This is a genomic window from Bacteroidales bacterium, assembly GCA_012517825.1.
GTDB lineage: Bacteria > Bacteroidota > Bacteroidia > Bacteroidales > JAAYUG01 > JAAYUG01.
The window spans coordinates 1-21712 of the sequence record JAAYUG010000007.1 but is presented as its reverse complement, the minus strand read 5'-3'; the positions used below and the strand labels follow the sequence as shown (position 1 = coordinate 21712).

Sequence of the window (21712 nt, the reverse complement as noted above, 5' to 3'; positions counted from 1 at the left end):
AAATTCAAGGGTTGATAATTATTCGTTTATAACCGGAAAGCTGGAAAACAAACCGGAACAGCAGAGAAACAACAAACAACAACCAAATGTTGTCACTGCGCAAAAATATATCCTGCAAAAGGATCAGTTGGAACGGTAATTTTCCAGCAATTCAAGCTCACAGCCAAGCATTTGCATGGCATTGATATAACTGTATGCTCCTCCGTCCCATCCTCCGTTCTGATCGGTGTGCATTCCCTGCATCTCAAACCTTCTTTCCAGTCCGTCAATTCCTTTCACCATGAAAGCAATGTGATGGATTCCTTCACCTTTTGTGTCAAGAAACTCCTGCCATGTGCTGTTCCCACCCAGCGGCTCGATAAGCTCAATCTGAATGTTTTCCAGATTGAAAAAGGCAAGCTTGGCCTCTGCACTGCTGGGCGTGCCTTTGTACTTTGTCGGCCTTGAAGGATGCGATTTGGCAATGCTGACTTCCGGAACATCCATCCCCAGCACCATCGCCCAGTTTTTCCGGGCCTTTTCAATGTCCTTCACAACAATGGCTACCTGCGCCATTTTATGGTTCTGAATCAAGGCATCCGCTTTCATGGTTGGAACGCTGTTGGTTGTTAAAAGACAGACTAAAGCTGCAATGATAATTAAAGTCAGGTTTCGTTTCATATTTTGTAAATTTTATAATCAAAGGTATTCAATTTTCAAAAGACTTTATTCATTGTTCAGAAAAGAGGGCCGAATGCATCGGGTATATGATGAATTAATGGTTTTCCCTCCGCAAATACTACTTCTACCACATCAAATCGTACCGGCATATCAATATTGTTCAGCCGGATATATTCATCGGCTGCCTCAATTATGTTCTTTTCCTTGCGCGAAGTAACCCTGTCAATGGGGTCGCCGTAACGATCGGACGAAAGCGACTTAACCTCAACCACAACCAGTTCTTTTCCGTCCTGCATGATCAGGTCCAGTTCCTTGTGCCCGCTCTGCCAGTTTCTCTCCAGCAGGCTGTACCCTTTTTCTGTAAGTTCCTTCAGTGCAAGGTCCTCTGCAACGCTCCCCTTTTTTCTGTTGCTTTCCATTTTTTATTGCCTTAAGAATTGCACGGTAATTTCTCCGTCCTTTTCGTCAACCTCTGCCATTCCTCCCAATGGAAAGGCAAGATTTCTCTCCAGATGGCCGGCCGGAAAGCCAAAAACAACAGGGTAATCATATTCCGAAACCGCCTCCGAGATAATAGCGTACGCATCTTTTCCAAACGGGATCAGATTATCTTTCATTTCGGTCATGCCCCCAACGATCAGACCCCGGAGATGCGCAAGTTTTCCTCCCTTTTTGAGATTTATCATCATCCGGTCGATGTGATAGAGGTACTCGTCCACATCCTCAAGAAAAAGGACTGCATCGTCAGTATGGATATCATACAGTGTTCCCCGCAGACTGTATATGACCGAAAGATTGCCGCCGGTGATTCTTCCCGAAAAGCGCCCCGGCCGGTTGAACGAATGAACAGGAAACCGCATGGCTGGCAATTCTCCGAACAAAAGGGATTGCAGCGATTCAACCGGTTCCGTTTTCTTTTCCGGTGAAGAAAAATGTATGGGCATGGTGCCATGAACCGTGACAATCCCGAACTGCTGATGAACAAGCTGGTGCAGGGCTGTGATATCGCTGTACCCCACAATCCACTTCGGATTTTTGCAGAAATTCGAAAAATCAAGATAGTCAAGAATGCGGACAGTACCATAACCTCCCCGTGCACAAAAAACAGCCCGGATGGAAGGGTCATCAAGGAACTTTTGTAAATCCGCAGCACGTTCCCTGTCGCCACCGGCAAACTGATGATAAGATGAATACAGGTGTTCTCCTTCAGCTACTTCCAAACCCCAGCCGCGGAGGGTTTCAACAGCCGGAGCCATTTCCTGACGGGTAACACTCCGCGCAGGTGCCGTAATGGCTACCCGGTCACCTTTTTTCAGAAAAGGGGGCAGAATCATGGCTGGAATTTATAATTTTGCCAAATTATTGATTTCTGTTTAATCATTGTACAAATATGCCACACGAATTTAAACGTTTTACCATCACTGCCGCCCTGCCCTATGCCAATGGCCCTGTTCACATAGGCCATCTGGCCGGGGTATATATCCCTGCCGATATTTATGTCCGTTACCTCCGCCTGCGTAAAAAGGATGTTATTTTCGTCTGCGGTTCCGATGAACACGGTGTGCCAATCACCATCAAGGCACGCCAGCTGGGGGTCACGCCCAGGGAAATCGTTGATAAATATCATGAAATAATCAAAAACTCGTTCGAAAAATTCGGAATCTCCTTTGATATTTATCACCGCACAACTTCTCCCACCCATTACAAAACAGCTTCCGACTTTTTCCGCACGTTATACGACAAAAACATTTTCATTGAAAAGACGACGGAACAATATTATGATCCCGAGGCTCAGCAATTTCTGGCCGACCGTTATATTATGGGAACCTGTCCCCGCTGCGGAAACGACAAAGCCTATGGTGATCAGTGCGAAAAATGCGGCACCTCCCTCAGCCCGGCCGAACTGATCAATCCCAGATCGATGCTGAGCGGAAGCACTCCGGTACTTAAAAATACCACACACTGGTATCTCCCGCTGGATCAGTTCGAACCGTTTCTTAAACAATGGATTCTGGAAGAACACAAAGAGTGGAAACCCAATGTTTACGGTCAATGCAAATCATGGCTCGACCTGGGCCTTCAGCCCCGAGCTGTTAGCCGTGATCTCGACTGGGGCATCCCGGTACCGGTTGAAGGTGCCCGGGGAAAAGTTCTCTATGTCTGGTTCGATGCACCGATAGGCTATATCTCTGCCACAAAAGACCTCACTCCTGACTGGGAAAAATACTGGAAAGACCCTGAAACCCGGCTCATTCATTTCATCGGAAAAGACAACATCGTTTTCCATTGTATCATCTTTCCTGCCATGCTGAAAGCGGAAGGAAGTTTTATCCTGCCCGACAATGTCCCGGCCAACGAATTCCTTAACCTGGAAGGCGATAAAATTTCCACCTCGCGCAACTGGGCAGTGTGGCTGCACGAATACCTCGAAGAATTCCCCGGAAAAGAAGATGTATTGCGGTACACCCTCTGCGCCAACGCTCCGGAAACCAAAGACAACGACTTTACCTGGAAAGACTTTCAGGCACGGAATAACAACGAACTTGTTGCCATCCTGGGCAATTTCGTAAACCGTACATTGGTTCTGACGGAAAAATACTTTAAAGGAGCCGTCCCTCCCGTTATTGCTCTTGAAACGGCCGACCGGGAAGTGTTCGATCAAATGCCTGTTATCAGGAAAAATCTTGAAGAAAACCTCGAAAATTTCCGTTTCCGGGATGCCCTGAAAGAAGCAATGAACCTTGCCCGCCTCGGGAACAAATACCTTGCCGATACCGAACCATGGATAAAAATAAAAACTGATCCCGACAGGGTGAGCACAATCCTGAATGTATCGCTTCAGATTACTGCCAACCTCTCCATTCTGCTGGAACCCTTTCTTCCGTTTACTACCGAAAAATTGAGGAAGTTTCTCAATGTTCCGACCTTTGAATGGGACCTTCTGGGACGAAGCGATCTTCTGCAACCAGGCCACCATATCGGAAAATCCGCCTTGCTTTTTGAAAAGATTGATGACGAAGCCATCACCAGACAACTTGATAAACTCGCGGCAGCCAAAAAAGCTAATGAAGCTGCTGCTACCGGAATTAAGCCTGCCAAAGCTTCCGTTTCGTATGATGATTTCGCAAAAATGGACATCCGTATAGGAACAGTTCTCCATGCAGAACCCGTTCCAAAAACGGATAAACTCCTTAAACTCCTTGTTGATACCGGCATTGACAAACGAACCATTGTTTCAGGCATCGCTGCCTGGTTCAGGCCGGAAGACATCATCGGAAAGCAGGTTACTGTTCTCGCTAACCTGGAACCAAGAACCATAAGGGGCATTACATCCCTGGGAATGATTCTGCTTGCAGAAGAACCCGACGGAAGACTTGTTCTGGTTACACCTGAAAAACAGGTATTGAACGGATCGGATGTGAAATAATACCCGGGGCCCGGCGTAAATCAGATACTTAAGAGCCAGACCGAGGATAATTTACCGGAAGATTTAATCTCGTTCAACGCTTTCAATGCCTGATCGCGACTGGAAAACCACATGACCGACACCCGGTGCCAGCCGTCAGGCGTTGACAGAATTTCCGTTTTATACCCATCCAGCGTCAGCTTGCTGCTGAGTTGCTCAGCATTTTTGATATCTTTAAAACTTCCGGCTATCAGGTAATACCTGGCGGCTGAACTTTCTTTTGACCCTTCCGAAAGACTTCTTTTTGATTCGGGTATTACCCTGACCGGAGAAACCGTATCGGGCTTTCCTGCTTCATCCTTTTCCCCGGAACCTATCACTACCGGCGGACGAATATCAGTTGGCGCCGGCTGCGGGGAAATTCCGAGCTTCTTGAGAACATTCCCAACCAGAGGCTGATTTGAAACCGAAGGAATATACACTATTATAACAACTGCCAGAGCCAGCAGGGCGAACAAGGGAACAAGAAACCGCGCCGGAGATTTTTTGCGCGACACAGGATGAGGTTCTTCTTTCATCGTTTCATTTTTTACAGTCTCCTTCACAGAAACTTTCGGAAGCCCGGCAACTCCCTCTCCAACCGTTTCGGGATTAAAATTGTTTTCAATGGTAAAATGAAAATCAATCCGCTCATCTACCGTTAAATAGAAATAACCAAGCCCCGGAACCTCCGCCCGGTTCCCCCCAAGAACAATTTTCCGGGTTTCTTCAGCAAATTTAATGAGCATGGCATGAGCCTCATCCTCAGGGATATTCCATGAGGATGCAACAAAACCGGCCATCAGGCCATTGTCTTTCACCATCCTGTCATCAAAATAAAATGATTTAACAGGTGGCTTGACAATACCCTGTTTCTTATCCACCCCGGCAGGCAGATACTTTGCCTTAAATCCACCTAAACCCGGAATGATGATGCAATCGTGCCGGTAAAACAGAGTGATGAGATGATCTGTGAATTCCAAGCCTGCGAAATTTTATACAAAAATATCAATTAAACCCGAATTAAGCATTAAGTCCCGATATTAAACTTTAACCCGATTGCATAGCAGGAGTGTAAGCGTACTGATGTGCAGCGGGCTGGCCTTTGGCGAAAGCATCCGGGCTAATCCCGCTGAAACGCAGTGGAAGCGGCCCGCAGGGCACATTGCGCTGTTTTTAGTGCGTAATGTGGGTTAAAAGCAATAAGTTCATGTCATGAAAATACAAAGATCATCAATTCAGACCAGTGTTTACAGTACACCTGCCATCATCGGATGAGCACTTTCAAAGAGCTTGATATACAAATATCGATGGAAGGCAAAGGAAAAGCTACTGACAATACTTTCTTTGAGCTTTCTTTCCAAGCTTTAAAAAAACGGAGGCACATTTACTTCTACCCTGCAAACCATGGTCTGGAACAATTCGTAGAATTGATGAACTTTTGATGCATACTATATTATCCTGCATACATTTTCGCATTCTTTGTTATTTTTGCCTGCATTTAATAAGGTCATTCATATTGATTGGACCTTCTTTTTTAAATAGACCTCTCTCAGGCACTTAATGAAACGATATGTGACTGAGGAGGCTAAGCTTTCCAAAAAGATAAGTGATTTTTTATAATGCTAGCTTATATTAAGACTACTGATTAAGTTTAAATTTGCTAATTTTAAACCAATGAATTATGAAATCACAAAGACAAAAACATTAGCTTCGCTGAGCTTGGGAAGCATGCTGCCCTCGGTTCAAATACCTTTAAGGCGAAAGTAGCCATTGAAGCATTGCATCGGCGCCGTATCACTTCCACAACCATCGGTTTAACAATCACCTTCGGTCGTTCCTTGCTATGACAAATGTAAAACGAAAAATTTATGTATTTTTAACCGTCTATAAAAAAGTCCGATTAATATGGGTCCAAACCATAGAACAACCGACTATGTCATCATGGTATTGGTCGAAAGTATCCGACAAGCCTCTATAAGTCCTTGGAGTCTGGATAGCTATTAGTATTAACATAAATTGAAGATGGTAACAAAAGAAAAAAGTTGGCAAAAAAGAAATATACATCATAATAAAAAATTATATCACAAATCTCATGGTTAAAAAATGGAGGGTATTAAAAACTTTACTTGAATACTGGTCAGCTGTTGCCTGAGCCTTCGGTAAAGGAAATAGTAGACGTAGTCCGCAGGCATGTAACCCTTTCGGTCGAGGCAAAAGGCGAACGCGACGGCATCATCCATCTGCGTCGGCATTTTGCACAATACTTTAAAAACCTGTCGCACTTTCACGATACACGCATCCGACTGCTCAACGCAACCACCCTCGCCGAAGTAATGGAAATGCTTCAGGAAATTGAGGAGAAGAGAGGAAATGGATTAAAGTTAGGTGGAAATAGATAACTTTGTAAAATTATATATGATATTACCACGGACGACATAATGTTTGCTTTTAGAAGGTAAAAAAATTGAAAATATTATATTATGATTTCGGATAATATTAGTTTTGGACAAATTTTGTCTCAACTTTGGAAAAAAAGATTATCCATTATCAAGATTTCATCAGTTTTCTTTGTAATAGGTTTTCTTTTTGCAATATTAGTGATAAAAAAGTATACGGTTACGACAGTAATCATACCCCAAACATCTAATGCATCCAATTTAAAAATAGGAAATTTGTCTTCACTTGCATCAGCTGCAGGTTTTGATTTAGGTTCGTTGACATCGGGCGATGAAATAGTATCGCCTTTAGTATATCCGAAGATTGTGGGTTCTGTACCTTTTCAACTGGAACTGTTGCAAACTAGATTTTACTATCCCAGAATAAAAAAAACCATTACTTTGCAGGATTATTACCTTGAATACAAAAAAAAGGGGGTGGGAGAAATTATATTAAAATATACTGTTGGCATTCCATCATTGATAATGGATGCCCTAAAGAAGGATTCAAAACAAACGGATACATTAAATCGACATTTTATTATTATTGATAAGGATATTGAAAAAATCAGAAAGAAATTGGAAGATGATATAGTTGTTGAGATTAACCTAAAACTTGGTATAGTAACAATTAGTGGCACTTTTGATGATCCGGTTTTTACGGCCTTGGTAGTTGATAAAACCAGGGAAATGTTGCAGAAATACATTACTGCCTATAAAATCGAGAAGGCAATGCAAAAAATGAAATTTCTCGAGGAGCGATATACCGAGCTTAAAAGTCAGTTTGAACAGGCACAGCAAAAATTGGCCATATTCAGGGATAGGAATAAAAATATCAGTAATCAGCTTGTTAGAACCGAAGAAGAAAAGTTGCAGGCCGAATACAATCTTATTTTTTCAGTATATTCCAATATTGCTGCGCAGTTGGAACAGGCAAAAATTCAGGTTAAAGAGGATACGCCGGTTTTTACAGTAATTGAGCCAACGGTTGTACCCTATAAAAAAGCCGCTCCTAATCGAATTTTTATTATCCTGGCCTGGACAGTTCTTGGCGCTTTAATAAGTGTTGGAATAGAATTTTATCGGATGCTTAAAGACGATTTATTGCAGCTTAAGTAATCATTATAATAATCCATTCATGAGTTTTTCAGGCAGAGCTAAAATTATTAGCAATACATTGATGTTGTACATACGAATGTTGCTAATACTTTTGGTATCTCTGTATACGGTTCGTTTACTTTTAAATATTCTGGGTGTCATTGACTATGGGATTTATAATGTGGTGGGGAGTGTTGTTTCAATGTTTTCTTTTATAAGCTACTCCCTGTCTGTTGCTACCCAGCGATATTTTTCATTTGAAATTGGATGTGGCAATAGACAAAGGTTAATTCAGACTTTTCAAATCGTTTTGATCATTTATGGCACACTGGCCATTTTTTTATTTTTTACCATTGAAGTACTTGGTTATTGGTTTTTAACCCATCAATTGGTAATACCTTCCGATCGCATTGAAGCTGCAAAATGGATTCTGCATTTTTCCTCGTTGTCATTTTTAATAACCATAATGACTATCCCTTTTAACGCAATGATTATTGCAAAAGAAAGGATGGAGGCTTTTGCACTGATTAGCATTCTGGAGGCATTACTTAAATTGATAGCAGTGTATTTGTTATCTGTAATTTCGGCCGATCATCTTAAGACATACTCAATTTTAGTGTTTTTAAGTACTTTGTTAATCAATCTTTCTTATTTTATATACTGTAAAACACGTTTTTCCGAATGTATCCTTAATTTTTTCTGGGACAATAAAATTTTTAAGAGCATTATATCTTTTGCCGGTTGGAACTTTTTTGGTTCATTAGCTTCTGTGGTTAATAGTCAGGGAATCAATCTGCTGATTAATATCTTTTTCGGACCGGCTATCAATGCAGCAAGAGGAATTGCTTACCAGGCCAATGCTCTTGTTAATCAATTTGTTCTTAATTTTTCAACAGCGCTCAATCCACAGATTACAAAGCTATATGCTGCGAAGGATTCGGATAATTTACGTAATACAGTATTTTCCGGTTCGAAGTTTTCTTTTTTTCTGGTTCTTATTATTGCAGTTCCCTTGCTGTACGAAACCCAATTTGTTTTAAAAGTCTGGCTGAAAACGGTTCCACCTTTTTCAATTCTTTTTTTTCAGTTGGTTGTGGTTAATGTTCTGATAGATTCGCTCTCGGTACCCTTTCAGGCTGCTATTCAGGCTACCGGAATAATTAGAACCTATCAAACCATAATTGGTGGTTTGCTTCTAATGAATCTTCCTTTGTCTTATCTGTTTTTTACGGCAGGCTATCCACCACAAAGTTGTTTTATCATTTCAATTGGGATATCCATTATAGGTTTTGTTGCCCGATTGTTTTTTATTCAACATCAGTTGCAGATGTCAGTTGCTCTTTATTTTAAACAGGTTGTGTTAAAAATTTTTCTGGTATGCTTGCTGATATTTCCTTTCCTTTGGATTCTTAAAACAAATATTATAATGTCTCCGTCTTATCTTTCTTCAATTGGTTTTATTTTTGTTTCTGTTTTTGTTTCTGTTTTTGTAATTTATTGGGCTGGTTTTTCTCGTCATGAGAAGAACTATTTATACCAATTATTTGTGAGATTTATCCAAAAAATTAAAAAGCAATAAAAATGAATCTCAAAAATGTTGTTAAATCGTTGATAAATAAAAGGTATTTTCGTTTTTTTCAGAAAATCAATATGTACCGAGTTACATACAATGCTTTTCGCTACGATGCACTACGCTATATAAGCCATTCGAATTCATTTCTGAAATTTGATACTGAAGATAAATTATTGGGTCAGATTATTGCTGAATATCATGCGATTGAAAAAGGTATTTGTATGCCCCAACGTCGAATGGGATTTGGAAAGCAGGTGATCAACAATCTGTTGGATCATTGTATGATTTATTTAAATCGTTATCCCCTTTACCATGATCAAATAAAACATGCGGTAGCGGTAATATTGGAATATCAACGAATCCATCATGGGGTCGGTTTCAAACTGGATGATGATCTTGAAGAAAAGATGAGTCAATTGAAAAGACAAATCAATTCAGCACCGGCAAGGCAGGTGACAAGCACAAAAGAAGCTTTTTTTTCAGAACGATATAGCTCATTTGACAAATTCTCGGAAAGCAGGCATAGTGTCAGAAATTTTACCAGTGAACCAGTTAGTTTAGAGAAAATCAAACAATCTGTTTCGCTGGCACGGAACAGTCCCAGTTCCTGTAACCGGCAACCATCAAAAGTATATATTGTACAGAATGAGCAATTGCGCAGACAAGTTCTGGAACTTCAGAATGGTAACCGTGGTTTCGGACATCTTGCTACTACTGTTTTGGTAGTCACCGAGAACCTGAGTTATTTTCTCAGCATCAATGAACGTAACGAAGCATACATTAATGGTGGTATGTTTGCCATGAATCTGCTTTATGCTCTGCATTTTAATGAAATAGGGGCATGTCCATTGAATTGGTGCGCTGAAAAACAAAATGATATATCCCTCAGAAAGTTGTTGGATATACCGGATAATGAAATTATTATCATGTTAATAGCATGTGGGCAGGTACCCGATACGTTTATGTTAGCTTCATCACCCCGTAAATCAGTAGACGAGATAATAAGAATATATGGAGAGTAAAAAAGCAGAAAGAATTCGTGTTGGCATATTAACCTTTCATAGGGCTCATAATTTTGGGGCTCTGTTGCAGGCATATGCCTTGCTTTCTTTTTTACAAAAATATTTTCCGGAAACAGAAATAATCGATTACTGGCCATCATACCATCAGGATGAATATACCCTTATCCCAAACTGGAAAAAAAGAACATTTGTTGAGAAAATTAAAGGAATTCTTGTTTTTTTGCTGGGCTTTCCGAAAATTTTAAAAAGGCGGGCAGGTTACCTGAATTTTATGAAGGAGTACTTGCATGTATCCGATAAGGTAAGGTATCCCGTTGCGGGGGCATTGGCCCACTGTTCCTATGATGTGGTAATTTATGGCAGCGACCAAATCTGGCGAAAAATGCATTTTAATAACCAATACTTTTTTGATGATGTTTATTGGGGTTTATATCCCCATAATGTTGGGGTGAAAATTGCTTATGCTGCCAGCATGGGAGATGTGAATCTTACTCCGGATGATATTCCTTACATTAGGCAGTCGGTTCAGAATTTCAGGTATATTGGGATTCGTGAAGATTATCTCATAAATAAACTAAGACAAATCATTGAGGCAGATTATCAGCAGGTAGTGGATCCCATTTTTTTACTTGATAAACAGAACTGGGAAAATATTATTGATCAAGCAGCATTTAAAATACCAAACGAAAAGTATATTCTTTTTTATCACTTATCATTCAACAATAGTGCGTTGCAGTTTGTAAACAGACTTGCCAGAATTACCGGTTATCGGATAATTGAAATAAGAGGGAGGGTAATACCCTATTTGATGGGGAAACGATACTTTCATGGGGTATCGCCTCTGCAATTTCTGGCCCTGATCAGAAATTCAGAAATTGTGGTTACCAATTCGTTTCATGGCACTGCATTTTCTGTCCTGTTCGAGAAAAGTTTTTATTCCGTATTAAAGCCTGTGGAGAATAGCCGAATCAAATCATTATTAAAAATGTTGAATCTTGAGAATCGGATTGTGGTTGACGAGGGAGTTGCATTACTGGAGGAACCAATAAATTATTCACAAGTAAAGCGTATGTTATCGCACTATATTCAAAATTCAAAGGATTTTGTCCTTAGAAGTGTTCAAAATACAACTATACTATCATGAAGTGGTTAGCTTATTCTTTATATAAGATAAGTCTTTTGTTACTTGCGTTGACCTCCATGTTTGCATGGATGTTTTGGTACTTAAGTATGCCTGTAACAATCTTTGCTTTTGTTGCAACTGCTTTGATGCTTATTACCAGTCCGGAGGAATTCATTAATAAAAAAACTTTACTGATACCGCTTTTCATATTGTTAATTTCCGAAATTTATATTATCAGAGATAATGAACTCCCATCTTTTTTTTCAGCGATATTGCGAACCCTTATCGTTGGTTCAGTTATTTTTCTTACAGATGCTAAGAAAAAAGAGATTATCCGTTTTCTAACCAAAAGCATAGGTCTGATCTTATTGATTTCTATGTTTTTTTGGTTTTTATTTTTAATGGGAGTTAATTTACCTTATACTGTTACTGTTTTTCAAAAGGGAAGGTATTTGTATGAAAATTATTATTTCTTTTTATACGATTTGAAATTACAAGTATTTTTTGTACCTCGCTTTTCGTCCATTTTTCCTGAACCGGGTTATTTGGCATTAATAACTACTTTTCTGATCGTTGCCAATAAATTTAATTATAGAAAATTTTGGGTTTTTGTTTTGCTGATAGCTACCCTCATATCGTTTTCGTTAGCTGGCTATGTTCTTTTACTGCTTTCTTCGGCGATATATTACATTGGACTGTCCAATCATTCTGTTCGCAATTTTATCATTTTGGGGGTACTGGTAGGAAGTTTTATAGTTTTTTTCATGAATTACAATGACGGGAATAACCCCGTCAAGATATTAATTTTTGATCGACTCAGGGTTGAGGATGGGGACATAGCAGGAAATAATCGTACCACATTCTTGTTTAAAGATTATTTCAAAAGCTTTATCCATAAACCGGAGGTGATCTGGGGTATTGGCTCAAAAAAATACGCTACCATGACATGGGGCGGAGGTACAGCAGGAATTAAGGTATTCATTGTAATGCATGGAATTATCGGGTTATTGCTGATGATACTGTTGTACGTCAGTTATTTTATACAATACCGGAGCAAAGTAGGGATTAATATGCTCATTACCTATTTTGTATGCTATCTTCAAAATACCTATCCTTTGGCCGAAATTACCCTGATTATCTTTATTACGGGTTTGGCATACCTAAAATCTCTACATGACCAACAGGCAAAGCAACAAATAGCATATGGTACCTAAGAAAATTCTTTATGTAACTTGCAGTTCGGCATTGTGGGGCGATAATAAAGCACTTCTCCATATTTTCGATCATATGGATGAGGATATTGTGCCTTTTGTTGTTGTTGGTTCGGATGGGCCTTTTTGTAAGGAACTCGAAGAAAGAAATATTTCATATTCCATTATTAAAAATTTTTTTCATGTATGGCCATCAACCAGTAATTTCAGGGATGTAATGCTTTTTTTCCCTCGCCTGATAAGGATGATTATTTTTAATTATAGGGCAAAAAAGAAATTAATAAAACTGGCTAAGCACTTAAACCCGGATATTATTCATACAAATGTTGGTCCCGTTCATATCGGTTATTCTGTTGCGAAATTATTAGGAATCCCACATGTTTGGTATTTGCGTGAATTTCAAACTCTTGACTTTGGTATGATTCCGTTTCCCACTTTTTCTTCATTTAAAAACAAAATTCAGGATAGAAACAATTTTGTGATAACTGTTTCCCATGCGGTCCGAAATTACTTTCAGGTTGCTAATGCAACGGTAATTTATGACGGAGTGGTTTCAACAACATCTCCATCGTTAATTGCCGACAAACAAAAATATTTCTTGTTTGTCGGACGCATTTCAGTTGGAAAGGGAATTATAGGTCTGGTTGAAGTTTTTAAGGAATTCTGTCGGTTCGATTCAACCTATCAGTTGTTGATTATTGGAAATGGATCGGCAAAAGTTGAGCGGCAGATACATCAGTTCATTAATCGCAACCGACTGGAAGAAAGGATTAAATGCTTAGGCTATCAAAAGGATGTAGCACAATATATGCAAAAGGCAACCGCTACCATTGTGCCATCGTATCACGAAGCATTTGGATTTGTTACAGTGGAAGCCATTTATAATGGTTGTCTGGTTATCGGCCGAAATTCTGGTGGAACAAGCGAAATTCTCGGGGAGAATCAAATGGGATTGTTGTATGACAATGACAAACAACTCATGGAATTATTGTTAAAACTGACGCAAGAAGGTATTGACCGATATCTTCCCATGATTAAGTTTGCACAGAGTAAAGTTATCCAAATGTATTCGGTTCAAAAAAATATTGAAATGCTGAAATATTTTTACAATCGAATCATGGAAGAAAAAATCAAAAATTAGGGTACCTGAAGTTTCGGATAAAGTGTTGAAATATTTAATGTTAATAAGAATCTGATATTGAGATGGAACGTCTGTCACCGATAAAATTCATTGCCTTTTATTTGCCCCAATTTCATGAAATAGAGGAAAACAATCGCTGGTGGGGGCCAGGTTTTACAGAATGGACCAATACCCGAAGAGCACAGCCTATTTTTAAAGGACATAGGCAGCCAAGAGTTCCTTTGAACAACAATTATTACGATTTATCGGTTATTGAACCACTAAAACATCAGGCAGAACTTGCTCGCAGGTATGGAATATTCGGATTTTGTTTTTACCATTACTGGTTTAATGGAAAATTGTTGCTGGAAAAACCTGCTGAGAATTTGTTGCAGCATAAAGATATCCAAATCAATTTCTGTTTCTCATGGGCCAATGAGCCATGGACACGGACCTGGAGCGGTAAGGGTAACGAAGTGCTCATGCCTCAGAATTATGGAGATAAAGATGATTGGATAAGACATTTTAATTATTTGTTGCCGTTTTTTCAGGATGAAAGGTATATTAAAGTTGATGGTCAACCTATGTTTCTTATCTACAAGTCAAAATCGATTGAAAATTGTAAGGAAATGATGGAAACATGGATTGAATTGGCTAAACAGCATGGGATGCCGGGAATACACTTTGTTGAAACACTTAGAGATGCATCCCCCGATTCTCGAATGCTACCTTTTTCTGCAAAAGTTGAATTTGAACCTGCTCGCAGTTTTAACAACGATTACGTTAGTCTGAATATAAAAAGAATTCGAAGACTTGTGATTAGAACGCTGAATAAGTTATTCGGGACAAGCATTCCCTATTATGCTGTAATAGAATTCAAAAACATAGCCAATAAATCATTGCGCAAAATATCATCCAAGGGTACCTATGGTGGAGTATTTGTTGGCTGGGATAATACGCCTCGTCGTGGTATCGAAGGATTGGTTGTTACTGAAGCTACCAAGGAAGAATTTAAAAATTATTTACGCCAAAAAATAAAAATCGTTCGTAATATTTATCAGACCAGTTATATTTTTGTCAATGCTTGGAATGAGTGGTGCGAAGGAGCTTACCTTGAACCTGATACAGTTAACCAGTATCGTTATCTTGAAGCAATTCAGGAAGTATTAAACGAAAATTTATAAACTTATGGTGTCTGTTTGTCTGATTACATATAATGGTGAAAAATATATTTCTGAACAACTGCAATCAATTATTGATCAATTATCGGATAATGATGAAATAATAGTTTCGGATGATGGTTCTTCCGATAGCACCCTAACTATAATTCAGGCTTTTAATGACAAAAGGATTAAAATTGTGCCTCACGAACCTTTCAGGAATCCAACCTTTAATATGGAATTTGCTTTACAGCATGCACAGGGTGAATATATTTTTATGAGTGATCAGGATGACGTATGGCTCCCCAATAAGGTAAGCGTTATGGTCGATGCGCTGCAGAAAGCCGATTATGTTATCAGCGACTGCTATGTTACTGACGAAAATCTTAATATCATTTACAATACCCGATATGTGCCCGAACTAAAAATTCATAAAAACAAGTTCATGGCCTTATTTTTTACTACACCCTACCAAGGGAGTTGTGTGGCTTTCCGAAGAAAAATTCTGGAAAAAGCATTGCCCTTCCCCAAATATATCCAATCCCACGACCGATGGGTGGGAAACATTGCTGCTTTCTTTTATAACGTAAAGTTTATCCCGGATAAATTGATTTATTATCGTAGACATGGGAGTAATACATCTCAGTTTAAAAGTCCCAATTCTATCTTCAAAAGAATATATTACAGATTAGGCTATTGCTGGGGATTAATTACCAGAATCTTTAAATAAAACTAACCAGTTCTGTTTATGTACAATGTATTTGAACGCCAGTTGGCTCGTTGGTTAAATCGTTTTCCTGCTTTAAAATCTTTTATTAAGCGACTGTATCAGGCTTTTAATTTTATTATTTACCGTAAAAAATATGAGGTTTATACCCATTTCCAATTATTTCCCCTCCTCGATAGGGAATCGTTTTTTGGATATTATGATAAGTCGCCGGAAAACCGAACCGGCGAATATGTTATTTTCCATGCCTCCCCTTTCCCTACAACAAAAAAACCGTCTTCAAGTCAACCTATTACTATTGTTTTATACGACCTGCAAAAAAAAACAGTGCTTCGATCATGGAATTCTTTTGCCTACAATTGGCAGCAAGGTTCCAAAATTCAATGGATTGATGATTACAAATTTATTTTTAATGATTATGACCCCCTTGAAAATAAGTTTGTTGCAAAATTAATTGATGTTGCCAAAGATTGCACCGTTAGTATGTATCCTTTTCCTGTTTATGATGTATATAAAAATGTTGTACTGTCGCTCAACTTTTCCCGTCTTGCCTTATTGCGTTCCGACTATGGATATATTAATATTAAACCAATTATAGACTTAAAAGATGTCGATTCCGATGGAATATATAAGGGAGATTTGGCAAATAGTTCTTTTGGACTATTTTTAAGTCTGAGAAAAATCATGAATCTTCATTATGATCCTGTTTTTGAGTCGGCAATTCATAAGGTTAATCATATATTGTTTTCCCCTGACGGTGAATATTTTATTTTTTTACATCGTTATTTCCTCAACGGCAGAAAATACGATCGTTTAATTCTTTCAAATATACAAACGGGAGCATTAACTTTACTTTCTGACCATGAAATGGTAAGCCATTGTTTCTGGCTTAGTACATCCCAGATTATTGCCTACATGCGACGTTATGACCATGGCGATGGATATTATATAATTGATATCCATACAAAAAAAATTGAAAAAATATTGAATCCCGATATGAATAACATGGGTGATGGGCACCCCAATGTTTATGGTAACTGGGTAGTCTTTGATACCTATCCCGATCGGGCACGTCATAAACATTTGTGGGTTTATAATTTGCAAACTGAACAACTAACTGAAATAGGTTCCTTTTACGAATCATTGAAGTATTACGAACAAACCCGTTGCGATTTACATCCTCGCTGGAATTATAATGGTACAAGAATATATTTTGACTCGGTTCATGAGGGAATGAGAAAACTTTATTTCATAAATTTTACTGTCCATGAATAGCATTGCCTGTCTTTTGCCGGTATACCTCAACGATTTACCCCAATATGTGGATAAGGCTATTGAAAGCTTGTTAAAACAAACGGTCAATGTTGACCTTATAATCTTATGCGACGGTCCTATTGCTTCTGAACTTGAGCAAAAGTTATGTAATATTCAAGGACATGTAAATATGCTAAAATTCCCCACTAACCGTGGTCTTGCTGCGGTTCTCAACGACGGAATTCGCTATTGTATACAGCAGGGTTATGAGTTTATTGCCCGCATGGATGCCGATGATATTGCCCTGCCCCATAGAATTGAAAAACAGATTAATTTTCTGGTAAATCATCCCGAGGTGGATGTGGTAGGGGGGGCTATTGAAGAAATCGATGAACAGGGTAATCCCAAAAATAAAACCATACATTATCCCTTGACTCATCAAGACTGTTATCGTTTTTTCAGCAAACGTGATCCTTTGGCGCATCCTGCCGTAATGTTCAGAAAACGATTCTTTGAAAAAGCCGGATGGTATAACGAAAAATATCGTAAAAACCAGGACACACAGCTTTGGTATCAGGGTTTTAAAAACGGATGTATTTTTGCCAACCTGCCCGATGTTATTCTACAGTTCAGAGTGAGCGATGCATTTTATAAATCACGTCGCGGGGGATATAGAAGAGCCCTGCAAATGTTGAAAGACAGAATAAAAATTAACAAAGACCTGAATTATAGCCCCATAGCTAATGTATATGCTTTGGGTATGTTTTTTATTACAATAGCACCTACCTTTGTGCGAAAATTGGCTTATAAAATTTTAAGATAATTGTTATGATCCCATTCTCACCGCCTCGTATTGATCAGTTGATTATTGACGAAGTGATAGATACCCTTAAATCCGGTTGGATAACTACAGGGCCCAAAACCAAACTTTTTGAAAAGCGACTTACGAAATATTCGGGTTGTAAGGCAACCCTATGTCTTAATTCAGCAACTGCGGGGCTTGAGCTGATGCTTCGCTGGTTTGGCGTTGGACCCGGCGACGAGGTGATTGTGCCTGCATATACCTATTGCGCTACGGCCAATGTGGTGGTGCACTGTGGCGCCAAACCCGTGATGGTCGACGTCAATGCCCACGATTTTAATATCAATCCTCAAAAGGTGAGGGAAGCTATTACTCCCCGTACCAAGGTTATTATGCCGGTTGATATTGCCGGTTTCCCCTGCGACTACGACGATCTTTACCAGATTGTTAACGATAAGGATGTCCGTAACCTGTTTCGGCCCAGTAACGGAGTACAGCAGCAGTTGGGGCGAATACTCATCCTGGCCGATGCAGCCCATTCGCTGGGTGCAAGCTATAAAGGTGCCAAAATAGGTTCTGTAGCCGATATTACGGTATTCTCGTTCCATGCTGTTAAAAATCTCACTACGGCCGAAGGGGGAGCTGTGGCCCTGAATTTACCTGATCCTTTCGACAATCAGGCACTGTATCAATATTTGTGCATTTATTCCCTTCATGGCCAGTCAAAGGATGCGCTGGCTAAGATGCAAAAGGGGGCATGGCGATACGATGTCATTGAGGCGGGTTACAAGGCCAACATGACCGACATTCAGGCTTCGATTGGGCTGATCGAACTTGCCCGCTACGATAACGATACGCTCGTTAAACGCAGACAGGTGTGTGAGTTCTATAATCAGCATCTGGGGAAGTATGACTGGGCTATCTTACCCCCATTGACCGACGGCGATAAGGTAACATCTTATCATGCCTATCTGCTGCGCATTAAGGGAGTCGACGAGAGCCAGCGCGACCGCATTATTCAGAGGATTTTCGATCGGGATGTTTCGGTTAACGTGCATTTTCAACCCTTACCCTTGCTTACCGCTTACAAAAAGCTGGGGTATGATATCAACGATTATCCGGTAGCATATCGCAATTATGCTCAGGAAATATCGTTGCCTGTTTTCTACGACATTACAGATCAGCAGCAACAACAGGTTGTTGAGTCAGTCGTACAATCGGTAAAAGAGGTTTTAGCATGATACGTTTTTTGGATATTCTGTTTTCGTTGTTGGGATTGATTATTCTCCTGCCCGTGTTTCTTATAGTAGCTGTATTAATAAAATGCAGCAGTAAGGGTCCGGTATTTTTTTTGCAAAAACGGGTGGGCAAGGGTAATCGCGACTTTTCGCTTATCAAGTTTCGCACCATGTATCAGGATGCCGACCGAAAAGGACTGTTGACTGTTGGGCAAAGGGATCCGCGTATTACGCCGGTAGGCTATTTTCTGCGTAAGTACAAGATCGATGAATTACCGCAGTTGATCAATGTTCTCAAGGGTGACATGTCGTTGGTTGGCCCTCGTCCCGAGGTCCGGAAGTATGTTGACCTTTACAACGACGAACAACGTCAGATATTGAATTTTCGTCCCGGCATTACCGACCTGGCCTCGATCAAGTATGTCAATGAAAATGAAATTTTAAGCCAGGCCGAAGACACCGAGGCTTATTACATCCAGCATATTATGCCTGATAAAATACGGCTCAATCTCGAATATTTACGACAGCCTACACTGAAAAAATATTTTTCGATTATTTTTAAAACCTTTTTTAGCATAAAATAATAACCCATTTTTGGGTTTAAAGAAGAATGAATATGGCGGGCAGAATATTTCTTTCCGAGCCTCATATGGGAGGAGGGGAGCTTGATTTTATTCACGAGGCTGATTATTCCGGATCAAATTGAGCCACCAATTCCGGGACAAACTGAGCCAGGAATTTCGTGTGAAATTGAGCCACTCCTGTTTTGTGCGCGACGTGATCGCACAAAACAGGAAAAATAGAGACTTGCTTAAAAAATATTCTGTGAATGACCTTATACAGATGCTTTCGGATCTTAAAATGATTAAAATCAATGATAGCTGGCATTTAAATGAAATAACCAATTCTGCAAAACGTCTTTTTGAAAAATTTGAGATTCCCATCGAAACATAATACGTATTCCCTTTCAAAGATAGAGCTTAATTGGAAGAAAAATCTTCCTCCAAAAGGCTCTGTATCATAGTCGTAAAAAAAGATATATGCTTTTTCTTTTTTCAAATAATATAATACAGGATCGATATACCTAAACCAATTCTATTTCCATAAAATTCTCCTGAATCAATTCCTATTCCTATTTTGCATATAATTCTATTGATCCAGTTAATATTTTTTTCAATTGAACAATAAATTGAATGTTGAACTAAAGGAGGACTAAATAAAAGATGCCTTCCACCATAATTTTTGGAATAAGAATATTTTAGTAAAAATGCTGAATTTAGCGAAATATATTTAAGTGCAACATAATGAGCACAAATTCTGTTATTAGAAATATTGTAAGGAGTGTTTTCGTCAGTAAAAATGATAGGTGAAGTTATAAATGGATTACCAAGTGTATATTTTTTGTAAGTATATGATTTATAAATTGCATTATTAAAATAATCATCAAGCCCCCATATATCACCGTTAACAATAGGTAAAGAAGGATCGGTCACTGTATTAACATATTCATAATTTATACCTATTTTTTGCTTTAGCGAAATTTGTAAACCCCACAATCCATCCATTGCATTCCTGAATCCCAGTCCCGTAATATCTTCAATAAAATTTTGCCAGTATAACAATATCTTCGTTCCATTTTTAAATAGATAATCGAATGAAATATCGCGCGTACCAAGGTGATTTCCTATGCGGTTATGGCTTTCAGTATAAGGTAATTTTGAATCAGCAGAATCACTTTCCAGTGCAAAACACACTTTTATAAAGTCGCCTAAGGAACTGGGTAGTTTGCCATATTCAGGCGAAACACCAGCCCACTGGGCAATATGATGAAAACCTAAGTTTATATGATACTTTTTATCTCCCCCAATCCGGAAATAAACATACTTTTGATGAAAATAAACATTTTTTACATATCCATCATTCCCAAACCATCCGTGTGCCAATCCTCCCTTAAAATGAACAAAATGCTTCGTAAACGGCACTTCTGTCCAATTTGTCACTCCAATTGAAACCTTTGGTAAAGTCCTTGCATTCGCTGACCAAATAACAAATCCGCTACTTAAATCAGGATCCTGCATACCAAAATGTTCTTCCTTATTTCCTGCAAAAGCAGAAAACTTCCCCCATGTTACACCTGCATAGCCCTGCTGGATCCATGTCTTCCATGTTCCATCCCATCGCAGAAATCCCTCCAATCCCCCATTTAGTTTTAGATTTTTCTTCCCCGTATTAATAGAATCAATTAAAAATCCACCGTCCAAATAACTGTTAAAATTTTTTGGAGAAAAACGACCGTATTTATTACTTATCATCCAAAAAGGGAGACTTCCGTTTGTACCAGCTAAAATGCCGGATTCCAGAAAACCTCTGTAATAAAGATTTTGGGAAAAGGATGGAAGATATATTATCATAAATAAAAGAAGTGTTTCCCAAATATTTTTCCAATGGTACCCAAAAGGCACCATTCTTCTTATTTTCCTTAAAGTCATTCTCATTTTTTTGTTTCGCTTTATGATGTTGTTTAAAATAATTACAAAGTTACTTAGCCTAATAACGCAATTTTGGTTTTATTTTTTGTATTGCCTTTTAAACATTTTTTTGCAACCTATTATGCCGTGGTTTACTATTCCAGAAGAAAAACAAACAAGCAATCAGCATTCCAAAAACTCATAAAAACAAGGTTTTCAAATCATTTCCTCATTATTGCAGGTTTTTAAACCAGGTTTTTCGATTCAATTTAAAGGAATCTTACTTTTCCTTCAAACCTTTCACCCATGCTTCCATACAAAAGGAAAATTTTCATTGCAACCAGGTATCTAAGTAACCTGTTGATTTTCTTTG

19 protein-coding genes are annotated in these 21712 nt (G+C 38.9%); 14 read left to right on the top strand and 5 right to left on the bottom strand.

Features of this window, described 5'->3' with window-relative positions; genetic code table 11:
* Nucleotides 1–123: 123 nt before the first annotated feature.
* From GX419_00415 to GX419_00405, 3 genes are read right to left on the bottom strand one after another with little or no spacing between them, the layout of a single operon-like run.
* Nucleotides 124–660 carry a VOC family protein gene (locus tag GX419_00415; protein ID NLI23155.1) on the bottom strand — a complete coding sequence of 179 codons (537 nt, stop codon included), beginning with the start codon at nucleotides 658–660 and terminating at the stop codon, nucleotides 124–126.
* A gap of 56 nt (nucleotides 661–716) precedes the next feature.
* Nucleotides 717–1079 carry a YraN family protein gene (locus tag GX419_00410; GenBank protein NLI23154.1) on the bottom strand — a complete coding sequence of 121 codons (363 nt, stop codon included), beginning with the start codon at nucleotides 1077–1079 and terminating at the stop codon, nucleotides 717–719.
* A 3-nt stretch (nucleotides 1080–1082) separates the two neighbouring features.
* On the bottom strand, nucleotides 1083–1994 hold the full coding sequence (locus tag GX419_00405; protein NLI23153.1) for an LD-carboxypeptidase: 912 nt from the start codon (nucleotides 1992–1994) through the stop codon (nucleotides 1083–1085).
* 56 nt (nucleotides 1995–2050) lie between these two features.
* Here GX419_00405 and metG point away from each other — a divergent pair, with 56 nt between their 5' ends.
* Nucleotides 2051–4087, top strand: a complete 2037-nt coding sequence (gene metG, locus GX419_00400) for a methionine--tRNA ligase (protein ID NLI23152.1) — start codon at nucleotides 2051–2053, stop codon at nucleotides 4085–4087.
* 20 nt (nucleotides 4088–4107) lie between these two features.
* Here metG and GX419_00395 read toward each other — a convergent pair whose 3' ends face one another.
* Nucleotides 4108–5088, bottom strand: coding sequence for an SPOR domain-containing protein (locus tag GX419_00395; protein ID NLI23151.1), 981 nt, complete (start codon nucleotides 5086–5088; stop codon nucleotides 4108–4110).
* A gap of 1146 nt (nucleotides 5089–6234) precedes the next feature.
* Here GX419_00395 and GX419_00390 point away from each other — a divergent pair.
* The 13 genes from GX419_00390 to GX419_00330 all read left to right on the top strand — a co-directional run bounded on the left by GX419_00390 (nucleotide 6235) and on the right by GX419_00330 (nucleotide 19455).
* Entirely contained in the window at nucleotides 6235–6507 is a 273-nt protein-coding gene (locus tag GX419_00390) for a hypothetical protein (protein ID NLI23150.1), read from the top strand.
* An 81-nt stretch (nucleotides 6508–6588) separates the two neighbouring features.
* Nucleotides 6589–7662: an exopolysaccharide biosynthesis protein gene (locus tag GX419_00385; protein NLI23149.1), complete on the top strand. Its 1074-nt coding sequence runs from the start codon at nucleotides 6589–6591 to the stop codon at nucleotides 7660–7662.
* Nucleotides 7663–7681: 19 nt separating this feature from the next.
* Complete coding sequence (locus tag GX419_00380; protein ID NLI23148.1) at nucleotides 7682–9220, top strand: lipopolysaccharide biosynthesis protein; 1539 nt, start codon at nucleotides 7682–7684, stop codon at nucleotides 9218–9220.
* Nucleotides 9221–9222: 2 nt separating this feature from the next.
* The gene (locus GX419_00375; protein NLI23147.1) at nucleotides 9223–10236 is read left to right on the top strand and encodes a nitroreductase family protein; all 1014 of its coding nucleotides are present in this window, start codon (nucleotides 9223–9225) and stop codon (nucleotides 10234–10236) included.
* On the top strand, nucleotides 10226–11380 hold the full coding sequence (locus tag GX419_00370) for a polysaccharide pyruvyl transferase family protein (protein ID NLI23146.1): 1155 nt from the start codon (nucleotides 10226–10228) through the stop codon (nucleotides 11378–11380). Before GX419_00375 ends, GX419_00370 begins: the two co-directional genes overlap by 11 nt.
* Nucleotides 11377–12573 carry a hypothetical protein gene (locus GX419_00365; protein ID NLI23145.1) on the top strand — a complete coding sequence of 399 codons (1197 nt, stop codon included), beginning with the start codon at nucleotides 11377–11379 and terminating at the stop codon, nucleotides 12571–12573. The genes GX419_00370 and GX419_00365 overlap by 4 nt, the downstream gene beginning before the upstream one ends.
* Complete coding sequence (locus GX419_00360) at nucleotides 12563–13711, top strand: glycosyltransferase family 4 protein (protein ID NLI23144.1); 1149 nt, start codon at nucleotides 12563–12565, stop codon at nucleotides 13709–13711. Before GX419_00365 ends, GX419_00360 begins: the two co-directional genes overlap by 11 nt.
* Nucleotides 13712–13773: 62 nt before the next feature.
* Nucleotides 13774–14874, top strand: coding sequence for a glycosyl transferase (locus tag GX419_00355; protein NLI23143.1), 1101 nt, complete (start codon nucleotides 13774–13776; stop codon nucleotides 14872–14874).
* Between the two features lie 4 nt (nucleotides 14875–14878).
* Nucleotides 14879–15580, top strand: coding sequence for a glycosyltransferase family 2 protein (locus GX419_00350; GenBank protein ID NLI23142.1), 702 nt, complete (start codon nucleotides 14879–14881; stop codon nucleotides 15578–15580).
* An 18-nt stretch (nucleotides 15581–15598) separates the two neighbouring features.
* Complete coding sequence (locus GX419_00345) at nucleotides 15599–16852, top strand: hypothetical protein (protein NLI23141.1); 1254 nt, start codon at nucleotides 15599–15601, stop codon at nucleotides 16850–16852.
* The gene (locus GX419_00340; GenBank protein NLI23140.1) at nucleotides 16845–17654 is read left to right on the top strand and encodes a glycosyltransferase; all 810 of its coding nucleotides are present in this window, start codon (nucleotides 16845–16847) and stop codon (nucleotides 17652–17654) included. Before GX419_00345 ends, GX419_00340 begins: the two co-directional genes overlap by 8 nt.
* A gap of 5 nt (nucleotides 17655–17659) precedes the next feature.
* Entirely contained in the window at nucleotides 17660–18874 is a 1215-nt protein-coding gene (locus tag GX419_00335) for a DegT/DnrJ/EryC1/StrS aminotransferase family protein (protein NLI23139.1), read from the top strand.
* Nucleotides 18871–19455, top strand: coding sequence for a sugar transferase (locus GX419_00330; protein NLI23138.1), 585 nt, complete (start codon nucleotides 18871–18873; stop codon nucleotides 19453–19455). Before GX419_00335 ends, GX419_00330 begins: the two co-directional genes overlap by 4 nt.
* 471 nt (nucleotides 19456–19926) lie before the next feature.
* Here the strand turns inward: GX419_00330 and GX419_00325 are convergent, their stop codons facing one another.
* Nucleotides 19927–21360, bottom strand: a complete 1434-nt coding sequence (locus GX419_00325) for a capsule assembly Wzi family protein (GenBank protein ID NLI23137.1) — start codon at nucleotides 21358–21360, stop codon at nucleotides 19927–19929.
* Nucleotides 21361–21712 lie beyond the last annotated feature (352 nt).